The sequence below is a fragment of the Halobaculum sp. CBA1158 genome (assembly GCF_021431925.1).
In the GTDB taxonomy this organism is placed as follows: Archaea; Halobacteriota; Halobacteria; order Halobacteriales; family Haloferacaceae; genus Halobaculum.
Genome location: NZ_CP090371.1, coordinates 804,136 through 817,464 on the forward strand (window position 1 = coordinate 804,136; position 13,329 = coordinate 817,464).

Genomic DNA, 13,329 nt, shown 5'->3' on the forward strand with positions numbered 1-13,329 from the left:
CGGCATGGCATACAGCTACGAGCCGCACTACTTCGAGGACTTCGAGGCGGGCCAGGAGTTCGTGAGCGTCGGGCGGACCGTCACCGAATCGGACTTCGTGATGCACTCGGCGCTGACGGGCGACTGGACCGAACTGCACACGAACGCCGAGTACGCCGAGGAGAACGCCTTCGGCGAGCGCATCGCACACGGCCCGATGACGTTCGTGCAGGCGACGGGGTTCGTCTACCGCACGGGCATCGTCGAGCGGACCGCGCTGGCGTTCCTCGGGATGAACTACATGGACCTCCCGAACCCCGTCTTCATCGGCGACACCATCTCGATGGAGATGGAGGTGACGGAGACCAACGACGTCGAGAGCCGCGACGACGCCGGGCTGGTCGTCATCGACTGCGAGGTGACGAAGGAGGACGGGACGGTCGTGCTGCAGGGCGACATGAAGTTCCTCATCAAGACGCGGGCGGAGGCGGACGACCCGCACGCGTGAGCGGTCGCCGCCGGTCAGACCGACCGGGCGTAGCGAACGCCCAGGTAGAACGCCACGGCGGGAATTGCGAACGTCGAGAGGAGGTTCACGGCGAGGAGGTACGCGCTCACCGTCTCTCCGAACGTTCCGATCGTCGGCAGCCACATCGATCCGGTCTCGACGTACCTGTTCAGCGTGACCTCGAGGAGGGACTCAAGCAGGAGCACGCCGACCACGACCGCGAGGAGGGCGAGCGGGTAGCGAATTCGCCCGGCGGGGGTTCGTACGGACATCGTGTCCGATCGTCCCCTCAAATAGTCATAAAATTCTTGGCCACGAGCGCCCGCGGTCGCCGCCGCACGTCCCACGCCGGTAGGGCTACCCGAACCGTTCGAACGGCTCGCCGCACTCGCGACAGAAGTGCATCGACCGGCACAGACCCGGGCCCTTCGGGTGTTCGCGGTCGGTGTCGGTCGATCCGCAGTACGGGCACTCGGCGGGGTCGTCGTCCGCGTCGCGTCCGGCGGCCCCCGCGGTGACGCTCGGGTCGGGTGCGTTCCGACGCATCAGACGCTCAACCCGAACTCGCGCAGGGCCTCCCGGCCCGCGTCGGTCACCATCGCGACGGTCCACTCCGGCGTGTAGCGCAGGCGTACTTCCGCCTCCTCGACGCCCGGCGCGGTCTCGGCGGCGCAGCGCACGTCGTTCGTGAGCATGTCGCGGGCCGGACAACCCGTGTACGTGAGCGTCATCTCCACCTCACAGCGGCCCGTCCCCTCGTCGACGGTCACGCCGTAGATCAGGCCGAGATCCACGACGCCGACGGGCATCTCCGGATCCTCGACCTCGTAGAGCGCGTCCCACACGTCCGTCTCGACGCCGCTCGCGTCCGCGCCCGTCTTGGGGTACTCGTCGGGCGCTTCGCCGTCCTCGTAGGAGGTGTACGCGCACGCCTCCGCGTCGGACGGGGCACCCGTGTCGTCCGCGGCGTCGCCGCCGGCCCCGCCGGGCACGTCCGTCGGCATGTTCGTCGGCATCTACGCCTCCTCTCCCCGCAGGCGCGCGGGGCGGTCGAAGTCGACCTCGCGGTGCGTCGCGGTGAACGCCTCGTACAGGTCGAACCAGTCGTCGGTATGGCTCCCGTCGCGGCCGCGGGCCTCCGGGCGAGCCACCCCGTCGGGCTCGGGGACGACGAGGCCGTACCCCTCCAGCGTCGGGACCACCGTGTCGAGCCACTCCTCGCGCATCGACGTGAGCGACTCGCGGCGGAACCCGGCGGCCCGGATCTCGGCCTCGTGCTCGCCCGGACACCACAGCGACAGGGCGTGCGCGAACAGGTCGTCGACGGCGGCCTGCAGGCGCTCGCGGGCGTCGTCGTCGCTCGCGAGACGCTCGAGCCAACTCAGCGCGTGTTCGCGGTGGTACTCCTCCTCGGCCAGCGCCTTGCCGACGCGGTCGGCGAGGGGGGCGTAGCTGGTGTCGACCAGCGCCTCCAGGCGGATCCGCTCGGCCACGTCGTACAGGTACGTGCGGACGACGGCGTCGCCCCAGCCGTCGTCGTCGAAGGGGCGCTCGACCAGCGTCGCGTGCGTCCACTCTCCGGCGGGACGCCGCCAGATGCACTCCTCCTCGGTGTAGCCCAGTTCCTGCAGGAGGTCGTACCACAGGCGGGCGTGGCCGAACTCGTCCTGCGCGACGTTAGCGAGCGCGAGATCGGACTCGATAGTCGGCGCGAATATCTGCCACTCGGTGAGTCGCTCGGCGTGGACGAACTCGTCGTCGGCGAGCCGGAACAGCAGCTCCTCCAGCGCGACCTGCTGCTCGGGAGTGAGGTCGTCACGGTCGAGCGAGGCGGCGGCGGGCCCGTCGTCGCCGCCGGGTGCGTCGTCGCTGCCGGGCGCGTCGTCGCCGGCGTCGCCCGTGCGGGGATCGTCGCTCATACCTCCCCCTCCGACTCCAGTTGCTCGCGTCGCTTCCGGGCCGCCTCGCGCTGTTCGGCCTCGCTGTCGGCGACCTCCTCGGCGAACGACGCGTCGATGTCGTTGTACGTCATCGCCCAGCGGTACGACTTGTCGGTGCGGCCGCCGAAGGCGGCGTCCTCGGCGTCGACCTCGCCGATCTCCGACCGCGGGACGACCCACAGCGAGTTGGTCTGCATCCGGCGGGCGTGCTGGACCTGCGCGAACAGCGTCGCCATCTCGCGGTCGGGCGCGTGGACGTTGCCGACGTGGCGGTGGGCGTCGCCGGACTCCTCCTGTCTGAACACTTCCCAGATCATGGTCAGTCGGCCGCCTGCGGCGCTCCCGCCGCGCCGTCCTCCCAGCTCTCGAGGCTGTCGCGGACCCACTCGACGGCCTCCTGTCGGCGGGCGCGCGAGCCGATCTGCTCGCGGCTCCCCTCGTAGTCGTTCCTCGCGATGGCCCAGAACTCGTCCCAGTCGAGGTCGTCCTCGCGGACGGCCATCGTCCCGTCGTCGCGCTCGAAGATCCGCGGGTACTCCGGAATCTCGAGGCCGTACTTCTCGGCCTTCGGGATGTACATGTTCAGGAACGAGTTCCGAAGCTCGTCGTTTGAGGTCGTCTTCAGGCCGACCTCCTGGGCGAAGCCGTCGTGAGTCGACTCGTCGTTCGTCGGCCCGAAGAACTGGAGGATGCGGGGCCACCACTCCTCGAAGATCTCCTGGGTGCGCTCCTGGGTCGCCTTCGACCCCCGCATCAACTCCCGGAGGATCGACTCGCCGTGTTTCACGTGGAACCCCTCCTCGAAACAGACCTTGTCCATCGCGTGGGCGTACGGGGTCCAACTCGTCCGTTTCAGGGTCGCCTGCCGGCGCATCGCGCCGCCGTCGACGAAGAAGTCGATCATCGGTGCCTCGTACCACGAGTCGACCGGGTAGTGGAAGCAGTTGAGGAACTTCCCCTCGCCCGCCTGCAGTTCCTCGAGCATCTCGTCACGCGTCTTCACGCCGAGCGTCTCGGCGGCCCGGTACAGCAGTTGCGCGTGGCCGATCTCGTCTTGCACCTTCGCGGTGTTCGCCAGCTTCCGGTCCAGCGACGGCGCGTGTCGGGTGAACTCCTTGTCGAGGTACCCGCCCATCACCTCGCTGTTCGCGTGGAACTGGATCATCCGCGTCGCCCGAACGCGGTACTCCTCGGGCATGTCGTCGTTCGGGCCGAACTGTCGCGGCCCGGCCCGGGCTCTCACCTCGTCGAGATCCATATGATCGTTCGTTATCGTTGTCGCACTTACCGATTCACCCGTACATACGGGTGTTTTATATAGCAATCGTGCGGACTGACCGCATGATCGAGGAGTGCCTCGCCGTCGAGGTCCGCGTGAGCGGCGACGACTGCCCCCTCGCCGAGGCGACGGCGGCCACGGGGACGCGGGTGCGTGCGGAGCCGCCGCAGTTGCGCGACGACGGGAACGTCCTCCTCCGGTTCGGCGCACCGCGGACCGACGACCTCGGGGCCGCGCTCGACGCCGACGACCGGATCCGGTACCTGCACCGATCGCGGACCGACGAGCGCGACACCTTCCGCTGTCTCTCGAAACACCCCTGCGTCGTTCACGAACTCGTCTCGGCCGGCCTCCTCGTGGAGGACGTGACCTACCGCGCGGGCGACGCGACTGTGTCGGGCGCGGTCGTCGGCCACGAGGTGTTGCGCGGGGTGATGACGACCGCCGGCGAGACGGTCGGCGTCAGACTCGCGCGGACGTACCCGCTGCGCGAGGAGGAGTCGCCGGTGGCCGAGCGACTGGGTCTCACCCCGCCGCAGGCGGAGGCGCTTCGCGCCGCAGCCGACGCCGGCTACTTCGCCGTGCCGCGGGAGGCGAGCTCCGAGGCCGTCGCCGCCGAACTGGGCGTCTCCAAGAGCGCCTTCCTGGAGCGCCTCCGACGCGCGGAGGCGACGCTCTACGGAGAGCTGTTCGGGAAGTGACCGCTCGTCGGATCGAGCGATCTTCGACCCGGTTCGAATCGCAAGCGGACGGCGACGCGGCGATTCCTGCCGATTCTCAAACCGCTGTAAAGCGGCTCATTCGGGGCTCTGACGCGCGAATCGCGCTGGTTATACCCGTGCGATGGGAACCGATGCTGTGACGAGTCACGAGTTCGATCCCGCCGACCGGCACGTACCGCTGTCGAGCCACGCCTACCGGATCACCGTCGACGACGGTCGGGAGACGTTCGACGCCCTGGAGATCACCGACGGCCGGTCGTCGGAGTCGTATCTGATGTCGGATACGGTCCACTCGCTGGACCGGATGCGATAGCCGGCTGACTGAGTCGATTCGAGTCGATTCTACTCCTCCCGCGCGTTCGCGAGTACCCGTTCGACCCACTCGAACTCCCCGTCGACGACGTGGTGACCGACGCCGTCGTACACGCGTTCGGTCACGTCGCCGCCGAGGTCCCGGAGCACTCGCGCCGTCGCGCGGAGGCGAGCGGGCGGCACGCGCTCGTCGTCCGCCCCGCCGGCGACGAGGACCGGCGTCCCGGCGAGGTCGCCCTGGTAGTCCCCTCGGTCGTCGTCGCCGGCGCTGTCCACCTCCGTTCCGTCGCCGTCGTCGGTTCGGTCATCGCCGGCGACTGTCGGTCCGAGGAGGGTCCCGTTGAGGACGGCGACCGGGTGTGAACCGCCCTCGCGAGCGGCGCACTCGGCGGCGACGCACCCGCCCTGTGAGAAGCCCAGCAGGAGCACCCGTTCGGGCGGCAGGGCCAGTCGCTCCTGAGTCGCCGAGAGCGTCGTCGACGCGACCGCGACCGCGCTCGCGACGTGTCTCTCGTTGCGCTCGCGGGGCTCGTCGGCCGCATACGGGAACCACCGGCTCCGGTCGGCGTGGGGCGCGACGAACGCGAGGCCGTGGTCCGCCAGCGGGTCGAGGAGGTTGATCACCCCCTGTGCGGTCGCGCCGCGGCCGTGGAGCGCGACGACCGCCGCCTCGGCCCCGCCGCGGGGCGCGCCCGCGGTGACGACCGGGCGGCCGGCGTGCGGTCCCGGGAGATCCGACGGGAGGCGTCCTCCGGGAAACATCACGCGTCTCCGTCGCCGTTACTGTCGCCACCGCCGTCGCCGTCGCGACCGACGCGGGGCACGTCGAGCGGGGGCAGTTGGTCCTCGATCATCCCGCGGTCCTCCTCGGCCCACGGCGGGAGGACGAGCGATTGGCCGAACGCGGACTCGTCCTCGTCGACCCCGAACCCCGGTGACTCCGTCGACAGTTCGATCAGGATCCCGCCGGGCTCGCGCACGTAGATCGCCTGGTAGTAGTGTCTGTCTCGGATCCGGGAGACCTCGATGTCCCGCTCGCGGAACAGGTCGTGCCACTCTCTGAGTTCGTCGGCGTCGGCGACCCGGAACGCGACGTGGTGGACGCTCCCGACGCCCTCGCGGGCGAACCCGGCGTCGCGGTCGAGCAGGTCGACCACGGTCGCGTGGTCGCCGCCGGCGCGGTACCGGACGCGGTCGCCCGCCTCGCCGACGAGTTCGAGCCCGAGCGTGTCGAGGACGCTCGCGGTCGCGAAGGGGTTCGTCGGGAGCATCGTGACCCCGTGGACGCCGCGGATCGCGGCGCGCTCGGGGACCGGGCTCCCCGCCCACGGCTCGACCGGCTGATCGTCGGCGACGAGTTCGAGCCGAGTGCCGGCGGGGTCCTCGAAGCGGAGGGCGGACTCGTCGAACCGATCGACGCGCTCGGCGTCGACGCCGCGGGTCGCGAGCCGGTCGGCCCAGTAGTCGAGTGCGTCCTCGGGCACAGCGAACGCCGTCGCCGTGATCTGCGGGCGGCCGCGTCGCCCGGGCGGCTCGTTCGGGTACGGAAAGCAGGTGTACACGGTCCCGAGGTCGCCCGCGCCGTTCCCGTAGTAGAGGTGATACCGGAGCACGTCCTGGTGGTTGACAGTACGCTTGACGAGGCGGAGACCGAGAGCCTCGACGTAGAACTCGAGGTTCGCCTGCGCGTCGCCGACCATCGACGTGACGTGGTGGATCCCGGGGGTGTCGGTGAGCATCCGGTGATCGGTCATGCGTCCTCGATGGTGTTAGCCCCCGCGGCTGACGAACGGCGCGTCGATCCCTCGATACTCGGCTCGCGTGGCGGTGCGCTCTCTCGGGGCCGTCGAGGACGGCCGATCGGTATTCGGTCCGTTCCGAAAGAGTCAACTCCCGATCGTGCTATTCACCAACATGGACATCGCCGACGGCAGCGGTTCTCCGCACGATATCCTCCGAGCTGACCTCCTCGCGGCCATCGTCACCGCTCGGCCCTCCGTCCCGGTCGATGTCACGGCGACCGACCGGAAACGGAATACCGATTCCCGACCACGTACCGCGGTCACACCCGAGATATCGCTCGGGGGAGCCGATGCCGAGTGACCGGCCGAGCGACATCGACGTCGACTACGACCCCGAGACGGAACGCTACTCGGCGGAGTTCGATCCGGAGGCGGTCACCGCTACGGTGGCGGTCGTCGAGGTGACCGCGGCGATCCGCGACGCCAGCTCGATGTCGCACGACCCGCTGTTCGAGGTGATCGACACGGCCGCCGTCGATCGACTCTGCCGCGGCTCACACGACGCCGACGACGTGGCGATAGAGTTCACCTACCTGGATCACCACGTCCGGGTCGAGGCGGAGGGACGGATCGCGGTCTCTCCCCTCGATTCGGAGGCGTGATGGCCGGTCGGCGGGGCGTCACGACTCGACGACGAGCACCCGTGTGTTCCCGCGCCTGTCCTCGTATCGGTCGCCCGCGGGCGGCTTGATGTCGATCGAGAGCGTCCCCTGTTCGCGGTTGGGGCCGAGCGTCGGATCGACCGTCACTGTCGCGACCCCGTCGTCGCCGGTTCGAGCGGTCGCAACTCCGTCGAGGCGGGCGGTGTCGCCGGCGACGACGACGGTCGCGCCGGCGACCGGACGACCGTCCGGATCGACGACTGTCAGCGTCAGGTCCTGTTCGCCCGGCGTCGTCACCTCCGGCTCCGGCCGCACGTCGAGTTCGGCGACGGCGAGCCCCTGCACGCCGCTGATCATGTTGAGCATCACGCTGAGGCAGGCGACGCCGACGACGAGCGCGATGACGAGCCGAACCGGAAGCCCCTCGATCGCGCGGTCGTCGCGCCGGAGTTCCGCGAGGCAGGTGTACTGATCGGCGACGATTCCGCGGAGGGTGTCGCCGAAGTCGTCGGGCGATCGACAGAGGCTGTCGCCGAGACCGTCGAACGGGCGGCCGCGTCGGTCGGTGGACATGGGGTGGCTGGAGGCGGTTCCGTATTTGAACCTTCACACGAGCGTTTATCGCCGAACGCGCGACCAGCGGGAGCGTGCACGTCATCGGACGAGGGGACGGCCGCGACGGGGACGGACGGACCGACCGTGAGTACGGCGGCGACGCCGCCGGAGGCGAATCATCCGGCGGACCGGTCGCTCCGCGTAGTGGACCGGCCGCTCCGGTCGGTGAACCGGTCGCTCCGCTCGGGCGGTTTCTCGCGCGCGACGGGAGCCTCGGATCGCACGTCGGGGTCGACGTAGATCGACCACACGCCGCGCTCGTGGTCGGGAAGCGCGGATCGGGGAAGACGCATACGCTGGCGGTCCTGGCTGAGGGCGTCGACGCGGCGGACGGCGTCGCGCCGGTCGTGATCGACCCGATGGGGGCGCTCTCCGGCCTCGCCGACGCCGACGGGACGGTTCGCCGGCAGCCCCGGGTTCGGCCCGACGCGATCCCCGCATCAGCGTGGCCCGACCTCCTCGGGCTCGACCCCGCCGGCCCCGCGGGATCGCTCGTCTGGCGGGCCATCGCCGAATCCGATCGCTCGACTCCGACGGCGGCGATCGACCGCGTCGCCGACGCGGACGCGACGCGCGCCGCCCGACGGGCCGCCGAGACGCACCTCGCGCTCGCAGCCGAGTGGGGCGTGTTCGATCCCGAGGGGCTCGTCCCCGCCGACCTCGTGGCCGGCGGTCCGACCGTGCTCGACTGCTCGGCGCTCGCGCCGGCCGCGGCCGACGCCGTGTGCGCGGCGGTCGCTCGGGGGCTGTACGAGGCGCGCGTCACCGACGGGATCCGTCGGCTTCCGTGGCTGTTCGTCGACGAGGCGCACGCCTTCTTCGACGGCGTCGCCGGCGCGGCCCTCCGGACGCTCCTGACGCGCGGGCGAGCCCCGGGCGTGTCGCTCGTGTGTGCCACCCAGCGACCCGCGGCGCTCCCGTCGGCCGCCGTCTCGCAGGCGGACCTCCTGATCGCCCACCGGCTTCACGCCGGCGACGACGTGGACGCACTCGCCGCGGCTCGACCGGGTTCGATCGGCTCCGACCTCGCCGATCGGCTCCCCGAGGGGGTCGGCGAGGCGCTCGTCGTCGACGACGGCGCGGCGACGGCGACGACGGTTCGGGTCCGCGAACGTCGGACGCCCGACGGCGGGGCGAGTCCCCGGGCGAGTCGGATCCGCGCGGATCGGGGCTCGTGAGTCCGAACTCCAGGTTTAACCGCGTCGCCGACGAACTCCCGACATGGACGTGACTCTGCCGTGAGCGGCGAGGACCGGTCGGTGTCGGAGCGTCTCCTCGCCGGCGCGGTCGAGAAGCCGGTGCTCGGCGTGTTTATGGCGGTACTGCTGGTGATGGCGCTCGGATTCCTCGTCGCGTTGGTACTCGTCGTCATCTGAACGCCCCTCACACGGCTCGCTCGTCGGTTGGCGGCACCAGAACGCGCCCGGAGCGGGATTTGACCCTGCACAGACGGTCCTGCTCGCCTCGCTCGCGCTCGGCTGCGCGGGCTGCGACTGTTGGTGTTCAAATCCGCTCAAATACGTTCTCGACTCGCGGTTCACTCGTCGCTACGCTCCTCGTTCACGGTGCGAGTCGAAGAAGCGCCCGGAGCGGGATTTGAACCCGCGTCACGACCGTGACAGGGTCGTATGATGGGCCACTACACCATCCGGGCGTGCATCGCGTCGGCGGGTTTCCACCTCGCCTCTGCGTACTCTCTCATTCCCCGGGTAGATAATTAAGGCTTGTTATCGAACCCGTCCGTGTCCCGCGATACCGTGCGCCGTAACGTTCATAGTCACGGAAACTGATGAGCTATTCGTGCGAGCGGTGTGGTCGCCAGCCGTCGGTCCCCAACCCGTTTAACAAGCGTTATGTGGTCGGGTCGTATATACAACCGTAGTATCTCGTGAAGACTTCTCCCAACCGAGGACGGCCGCGCGCGACCACGAATCTCATCAAGCCATGGTAAACGTAAGCGAACACGAACTCGTGCCAGATCACACGCTCCTCGACGACCCCGACGACGTCGAGGAGGTGCTCGAGGAGTATAACGTCAAACGCACCGATCTCCCGAAGATCAAGCGAACCGACCCGGCGCTCTCGAACGAGGCCGAAGCCGGCGATGTCGTCCGCATCGAACGGGACTCCCGGACCACCGATACGGCCGTCACCTACCGGCTGGTGGTAGAATGAACAGGGAGAGCCGCCGCTCCGTCTCCCGGGAGTACTTCTCCCAGGAGCGACTCGCGGAGCACCACTTCCGCTCGTTCAACAACTTCCTCGGCCGCGGCATGCAGCGCGTGGTCGACGAGAAGGAGACGATCGAGACGGACATCGGCGACAAGGAAGGACAGGAGCCCGTCTACGTCGAACTCGGCGACGTGCGGATGACGACCCCGCGCGTCCGCGAGGCCGACGGCTCCGAGGAACTGCTGTACCCGCAGGAGGCGCGCCTCCGCAACATCACCTACGCCGCCCCGGTCTTCATGGAGATGAAGATCATCCGCGGCGGCGAGGACGAGCCCGAGACGGTCGTCGACCAGACCGAGACGAAGGTCGGCCGGATGCCGATCATGGTCGGCTCCGACAAGTGCAACATCTCCGGGTTCTCCGACGAGGAACTCATCGAGATCGGCGAGGACCCCGTCGACCCCGGCGGCTACTTCATCGTCAACGGCTCCGAGCGCGTGCTCATGACCAGCGAGGACCTCGCGCCCAACAAGATCCTCGCCGAGTACGACTCGAAGTACGGCGACGAGATCCAGGTCGCCAAGACGTTCTCCCAGCGCCGGGGGTACCGCGCGCTCGTCCTCTGCGAGCGCAACCGCGAGGGGCTGCTCGAGGTCTCGTTCCCCTCCGTCTCCGGCTCGGTCAACTTCGTCACGCTCGTTCGCGCGCTCGGGCTGGAGTCCGACGAGGAGATCGTCCACCGCGTCTCCGACGACCCGGAGATTGTCAAGTTCATGCTGGAGAACCTGGAGGAGGCCGACGTGCAGACCGAGGAGGAGGCCATCGAGACCCTCGGCGAGCGCGTCGCCTCCGGCCAGGGGAAGAACTACCAGCTCAAGCGGGCCAACTACGTCATCGACCGCTACCTCCTGCCGCACCTCCACGAGGAGGGCGTCGAGGAGGAGGACGTCCGCATCAACAAGGCGTACTACCTCTGCCGGATGGCCGAGGCGTGCTTCGAGCTCGCGCTCGACCGCCGGGAGTCCGACGACAAGGACCACTACGCCAACAAGCGCCTCAAGGTCTCGGGCGACCTGATGACGGACCTGTTCCGGACGGCGCTCAACAAGCTGGCCCGCGACGTGAAGTACCAGCTCGAGCGCGCCAACATGCGCAACCGGCAGCTCACCGTCAACACCGTGGTTCGCTCGGACGTGCTGACCGAACGGCTCGAACACCCCATCGCGACGGGGAACTGGGTTGGCGGCCGCTCGGGCGTCTCCCAGCTCGTCGACCGGACGGACTACATGGGCGTCCTGTCGCACCTCCGCCGCCTGCGCTCGCCGCTGTCGCGGTCGCAGCCGCACTTCGAGGCGCGCGACCTGCACGCGACCCAGTGGGGTCGCATCTGCCCCTCGGAGACGCCGGAGGGACCGAACTGCGGCCTGGTGAAGAACTTCGCCCAGGCGATGGAGCTCTCCCAGAACATCGAGGACGAACAGGGACTGAAGCGAGAACTCGCGTCCATGGGTGTCGAGGGAATCCCTGGCATCGAGGGCGTTGACCGCGCATCCGCGGACGACTAACACATGGCAAGCACACGAGAAGCGAAAGTCTACGTCAACGGGAGCCTGGTCGGGACCCACCCGGACCCGAACCAGCTCGCCACACAGATCCGAGAGGCGCGCCGACGCGGCGACGTCTCCGACATGGTGAACGTCTCGGTGAAGGACCGGACCAACGAGGTCATCGTCAACGCCGACGCCGGCCGCGCTCGCCGGCCGCTCATCGTCGTCGAGAACGGCGAGCCGCTGCTCGACGACGAGACGATCGAGGCGGTCGAGAACGACGAGATCGAGTTCGAGGACCTCGTCGACCACGGCATCGTCGAGTTCATCGACGCCGAGGAGGAGGAGGACATCCTCGTCGCCACCGACGAGGAGGACGTCGGACCCAAGACGACGCACCTGGAGATCGACCCGCAGCTCATCTTCGGCATCGGCGCGGGCATGATCCCGTACCCCGAGCACAACGCCTCGCCCCGGATTACGATGGGGGCGGGGATGATGAAGCAGTCGCTCGGGCTGCCGTCGGCGAACTACCGCATCCGGCCGGACACGCGCCAGCACCTCCTGCACTACCCGCAGCTGTCGATGGTCAAGACCCAGACCACCGAACAGATCGGGTTCGACGAGCGCCCCGCGGCGCAGAACTTCGTCGTCGCGGTCATGTCCTACGAGGGATTCAACATCGAGGACGCGCTCGTCATGAACAAGGGGAGCGTCGACCGCGCGATGCAGCGCTCGCACTTCTTCCGCACCTACGAGGGCGAGGAGCGCCGCTACCCCGGCGGCCAGGAGGACCGCTTCGAGGTCCCCTCCCAGGACGTGCGCGGCGCTCGCGGCGAGGACGCGTACACGCACCTCGATGAGGACGGCCTCGTCAACCCCGAGACGAAGGTGGACGAGAACTCCGTGCTGCTCGGAAAGACGTCGCCGCCGCGGTTCCTGGAGGAGCCCGACGACATGGGCGGCCTCTCCCCGCAGAAGCGGCGTGAGACCAGCGTCACGATGCGCTCGGGCGAGTCCGGCGTCGTCGACACGGTGACGCTGATGGAGGGCGAGGACGGATCCAAGCTCTCGAAGGTCTCGGTTCGCGACGAGCGGATCCCCGAGCTCGGGGACAAGTTCGCGTCCCGGCACGGCCAGAAGGGCGTCGTCGGCCACCTGGCCCCGCAGGAGGACATGCCGTTCACCGAGGACGGCCTCGTTCCCGACCTGGTGCTCAACCCGCACGCGCTCCCGTCGCGGATGACGGTGGGCCACGTGCTGGAGATGCTCGGCGGCAAGGTCGGCTCGCTGGAGGGCCGCCGCGTCGACGGGACGGCGTTCCAGGGCGAAGACGAGGAGGAACTGCGCGACTCGCTGGAGGAGCACGGCTACAAGTCCTCCGGGAAGGAGGTCATGTACTCGGGCGTCACCGGCGAGAAGATCGAGGCAGAGATCTTCGTCGGGACGATCTTCTACCACAAGCTGTACCACATGGTGAGCAACAAGCTGCACGCCCGCTCGCGCGGACCCGTGCAGGTGCTCACCCGCCAGCCGACGGAGGGGCGTGCCCGCGAGGGCGGCCTCCGCGTCGGCGAGATGGAGCGCGAGGTGCTCATCGGACACGGGGCGGCGATGGCGCTGAAGGAGCGCCTGCTCGACGCCTCCGACAAGGAGACGGTGTACATCTCCGAGGAGACGGGGATGGTGGCCGTCGAGGACGTGGAGCAGCGTCGGATCTACGACCCCATCACGGGCGACGAGGACGACATCCACGAGATGGAGATCAGCTACGCGTTCAAGCTGTTGCTCGACGAGATGAAGGCGCTCGGCATTCGGCCCACCCTCGAACTGGAGGACGCGGTCTAACAC

General features: G+C 69.1%; 19 protein-coding genes and 1 tRNA gene. 10 read left to right on the forward strand and 10 right to left on the reverse strand.

The genetic code is table 11. The features are described 5' to 3' along the window. The first annotated feature begins 4 nt into the window (after positions 1–4). Positions 5–487 (forward strand): MaoC/PaaZ C-terminal domain-containing protein, encoded by a 483-nt coding sequence (locus tag Hbl1158_RS04265; RefSeq protein ID WP_234298824.1) that lies wholly within the window; start codon positions 5–7, stop codon positions 485–487. A 14-nt stretch (positions 488–501) separates the two neighbouring features. Here Hbl1158_RS04265 and Hbl1158_RS04270 read toward each other — a convergent pair whose 3' ends face one another. The 6 genes from Hbl1158_RS04270 to Hbl1158_RS04295 form a co-directional block, all read right to left on the reverse strand. Further along, positions 502–759, reverse strand: coding sequence for a hypothetical protein (locus tag Hbl1158_RS04270; RefSeq protein WP_234298825.1), 258 nt, complete (start codon positions 757–759; stop codon positions 502–504). A gap of 85 nt (positions 760–844) precedes the next feature. Beyond that, on the reverse strand, positions 845–1,033 hold the full coding sequence (gene paaE / locus Hbl1158_RS04275; protein ID WP_234298826.1) for a 1,2-phenylacetyl-CoA epoxidase subunit PaaE: 189 nt from the start codon (positions 1,031–1,033) through the stop codon (positions 845–847). Beyond that, complete coding sequence (gene paaD / locus Hbl1158_RS04280) at positions 1,033–1,503, reverse strand: 1,2-phenylacetyl-CoA epoxidase subunit PaaD (RefSeq protein WP_234298827.1); 471 nt, start codon at positions 1,501–1,503, stop codon at positions 1,033–1,035. The genes paaE and paaD overlap by 1 nt, the downstream gene beginning before the upstream one ends. Next, a complete protein-coding gene (gene paaC, locus Hbl1158_RS04285; protein WP_234298828.1) occupies positions 1,504–2,406 on the reverse strand; it encodes a 1,2-phenylacetyl-CoA epoxidase subunit PaaC in 903 nt (300 codons plus the stop codon). Beyond that, a complete protein-coding gene (paaB, locus tag Hbl1158_RS04290) occupies positions 2,403–2,744 on the reverse strand; it encodes a 1,2-phenylacetyl-CoA epoxidase subunit PaaB (RefSeq protein ID WP_234298829.1) in 342 nt (113 codons plus the stop codon). Before paaB ends, paaC begins: the two co-directional genes overlap by 4 nt. Positions 2,745–2,746: 2 nt before the next feature. Next, positions 2,747–3,685: a Phenylacetic acid catabolic protein gene (locus tag Hbl1158_RS04295; RefSeq protein WP_234298830.1), complete on the reverse strand. Its 939-nt coding sequence runs from the start codon at positions 3,683–3,685 to the stop codon at positions 2,747–2,749. A gap of 83 nt (positions 3,686–3,768) precedes the next feature. Between Hbl1158_RS04295 and Hbl1158_RS04300 the strand changes: the two genes are divergently transcribed. After that, positions 3,769–4,407, forward strand: coding sequence for a helix-turn-helix domain-containing protein (locus tag Hbl1158_RS04300; RefSeq protein ID WP_234298831.1), 639 nt, complete (start codon positions 3,769–3,771; stop codon positions 4,405–4,407). A 157-nt stretch (positions 4,408–4,564) separates the two neighbouring features. Further along, positions 4,565–4,741 carry a hypothetical protein gene (locus Hbl1158_RS04305; protein ID WP_234298832.1) on the forward strand — a complete coding sequence of 59 codons (177 nt, stop codon included), beginning with the start codon at positions 4,565–4,567 and terminating at the stop codon, positions 4,739–4,741. Between the two features lie 29 nt (positions 4,742–4,770). Here Hbl1158_RS04305 and Hbl1158_RS04310 read toward each other — a convergent pair whose 3' ends face one another. Further along, positions 4,771–5,502 (reverse strand): phospholipase, encoded by a 732-nt coding sequence (locus tag Hbl1158_RS04310; RefSeq protein ID WP_234298833.1) that lies wholly within the window; start codon positions 5,500–5,502, stop codon positions 4,771–4,773. Further along, positions 5,502–6,479 (reverse strand): VOC family protein, encoded by a 978-nt coding sequence (locus tag Hbl1158_RS04315; protein WP_234299469.1) that lies wholly within the window; start codon positions 6,477–6,479, stop codon positions 5,502–5,504. Before Hbl1158_RS04315 ends, Hbl1158_RS04310 begins: the two co-directional genes overlap by 1 nt. A gap of 175 nt (positions 6,480–6,654) precedes the next feature. Between Hbl1158_RS04315 and Hbl1158_RS04320 the strand changes: the two genes are divergently transcribed. Beyond that, entirely contained in the window at positions 6,655–6,843 is a 189-nt protein-coding gene (locus Hbl1158_RS04320; RefSeq protein ID WP_234298834.1) for a hypothetical protein, read from the forward strand. Beyond that, positions 6,833–7,144, forward strand: coding sequence for a HalOD1 output domain-containing protein (locus Hbl1158_RS04325; RefSeq protein ID WP_234298835.1), 312 nt, complete (start codon positions 6,833–6,835; stop codon positions 7,142–7,144). Before Hbl1158_RS04320 ends, Hbl1158_RS04325 begins: the two co-directional genes overlap by 11 nt. An 18-nt stretch (positions 7,145–7,162) precedes the next feature. On the opposite strand, the gene Hbl1158_RS04330 is transcribed toward Hbl1158_RS04325, so the two are convergent. Further along, positions 7,163–7,717: an Ig-like domain-containing protein gene (locus Hbl1158_RS04330; RefSeq protein ID WP_234298836.1), complete on the reverse strand. Its 555-nt coding sequence runs from the start codon at positions 7,715–7,717 to the stop codon at positions 7,163–7,165. Between the two features lie 74 nt (positions 7,718–7,791). Between Hbl1158_RS04330 and Hbl1158_RS04335 the strand changes: the two genes are divergently transcribed. Then, entirely contained in the window at positions 7,792–8,937 is a 1,146-nt protein-coding gene (locus Hbl1158_RS04335; RefSeq protein ID WP_234298837.1) for a DUF853 family protein, read from the forward strand. 60 nt (positions 8,938–8,997) lie between these two features. Then, positions 8,998–9,135, forward strand: coding sequence for a hypothetical protein (locus tag Hbl1158_RS04340; protein ID WP_234298838.1), 138 nt, complete (start codon positions 8,998–9,000; stop codon positions 9,133–9,135). 205 nt (positions 9,136–9,340) lie between these two features. Here Hbl1158_RS04340 and Hbl1158_RS04345 read toward each other — a convergent pair. Further along, a tRNA-Asp gene (locus Hbl1158_RS04345) sits at positions 9,341–9,413 on the reverse strand. A 290-nt stretch (positions 9,414–9,703) separates the two neighbouring features. Between Hbl1158_RS04345 and Hbl1158_RS04350 the strand changes: the two genes are divergently transcribed. From Hbl1158_RS04350 to rpoB, 3 genes are read left to right on the forward strand one after another with little or no spacing between them, the layout of a single operon-like run. Further along, entirely contained in the window at positions 9,704–9,934 is a 231-nt protein-coding gene (locus tag Hbl1158_RS04350) for a DNA-directed RNA polymerase subunit H (protein ID WP_234298839.1), read from the forward strand. Then, positions 9,931–11,496, forward strand: a complete 1,566-nt coding sequence (locus Hbl1158_RS04355; protein WP_234298840.1) for a DNA-directed RNA polymerase subunit B'' — start codon at positions 9,931–9,933, stop codon at positions 11,494–11,496. Before Hbl1158_RS04350 ends, Hbl1158_RS04355 begins: the two co-directional genes overlap by 4 nt. 3 nt (positions 11,497–11,499) lie before the next feature. Then, entirely contained in the window at positions 11,500–13,326 is a 1,827-nt protein-coding gene (gene rpoB / locus Hbl1158_RS04360) for a DNA-directed RNA polymerase subunit B (protein ID WP_234298841.1), read from the forward strand. The last annotated feature ends 3 nt before the right edge of the window (positions 13,327–13,329 follow it).

Bases quoted from the DNA above. Each gene is read 5' to 3' on its own strand.
- Hbl1158_RS04265 (WP_234298824.1), top strand. From the start codon at position 5: ATGGCATACAGCTACGAGCCGCACTACTTCGAGGACTTCGAGGCGGGC.
- Hbl1158_RS04270 (WP_234298825.1), bottom strand. From the start codon at position 759: ATGTCCGTACGAACCCCCGCCGGGCGAATTCGCTACCCGCTCGCCCTC.
- paaE (WP_234298826.1), bottom strand. From the start codon at position 1,033: ATGCGTCGGAACGCACCCGACCCGAGCGTCACCGCGGGGGCCGCCGGA.
- paaD (WP_234298827.1), bottom strand. From the start codon at position 1,503: ATGCCGACGAACATGCCGACGGACGTGCCCGGCGGGGCCGGCGGCGAC.
- paaC (WP_234298828.1), bottom strand. From the start codon at position 2,406: ATGAGCGACGATCCCCGCACGGGCGACGCCGGCGACGACGCGCCCGGC.
- paaB (WP_234298829.1), bottom strand. From the start codon at position 2,744: ATGATCTGGGAAGTGTTCAGACAGGAGGAGTCCGGCGACGCCCACCGC.
- Hbl1158_RS04295 (WP_234298830.1), bottom strand. From the start codon at position 3,685: ATGGATCTCGACGAGGTGAGAGCCCGGGCCGGGCCGCGACAGTTCGGC.
- Hbl1158_RS04300 (WP_234298831.1), top strand. From the start codon at position 3,769: ATGATCGAGGAGTGCCTCGCCGTCGAGGTCCGCGTGAGCGGCGACGAC.
- Hbl1158_RS04310 (WP_234298833.1), bottom strand. From the start codon at position 5,502: ATGTTTCCCGGAGGACGCCTCCCGTCGGATCTCCCGGGACCGCACGCC.
- Hbl1158_RS04315 (WP_234299469.1), bottom strand. From the start codon at position 6,479: ATGCTCACCGACACCCCCGGGATCCACCACGTCACGTCGATGGTCGGC.
- Hbl1158_RS04320 (WP_234298834.1), top strand. From the start codon at position 6,655: ATGGACATCGCCGACGGCAGCGGTTCTCCGCACGATATCCTCCGAGCT.
- Hbl1158_RS04325 (WP_234298835.1), top strand. From the start codon at position 6,833: ATGCCGAGTGACCGGCCGAGCGACATCGACGTCGACTACGACCCCGAG.
- Hbl1158_RS04330 (WP_234298836.1), bottom strand. From the start codon at position 7,717: ATGTCCACCGACCGACGCGGCCGCCCGTTCGACGGTCTCGGCGACAGC.
- Hbl1158_RS04350 (WP_234298839.1), top strand. From the start codon at position 9,704: ATGGTAAACGTAAGCGAACACGAACTCGTGCCAGATCACACGCTCCTC.
- Hbl1158_RS04355 (WP_234298840.1), top strand. From the start codon at position 9,931: ATGAACAGGGAGAGCCGCCGCTCCGTCTCCCGGGAGTACTTCTCCCAG.
- rpoB (WP_234298841.1), top strand. From the start codon at position 11,500: ATGGCAAGCACACGAGAAGCGAAAGTCTACGTCAACGGGAGCCTGGTC.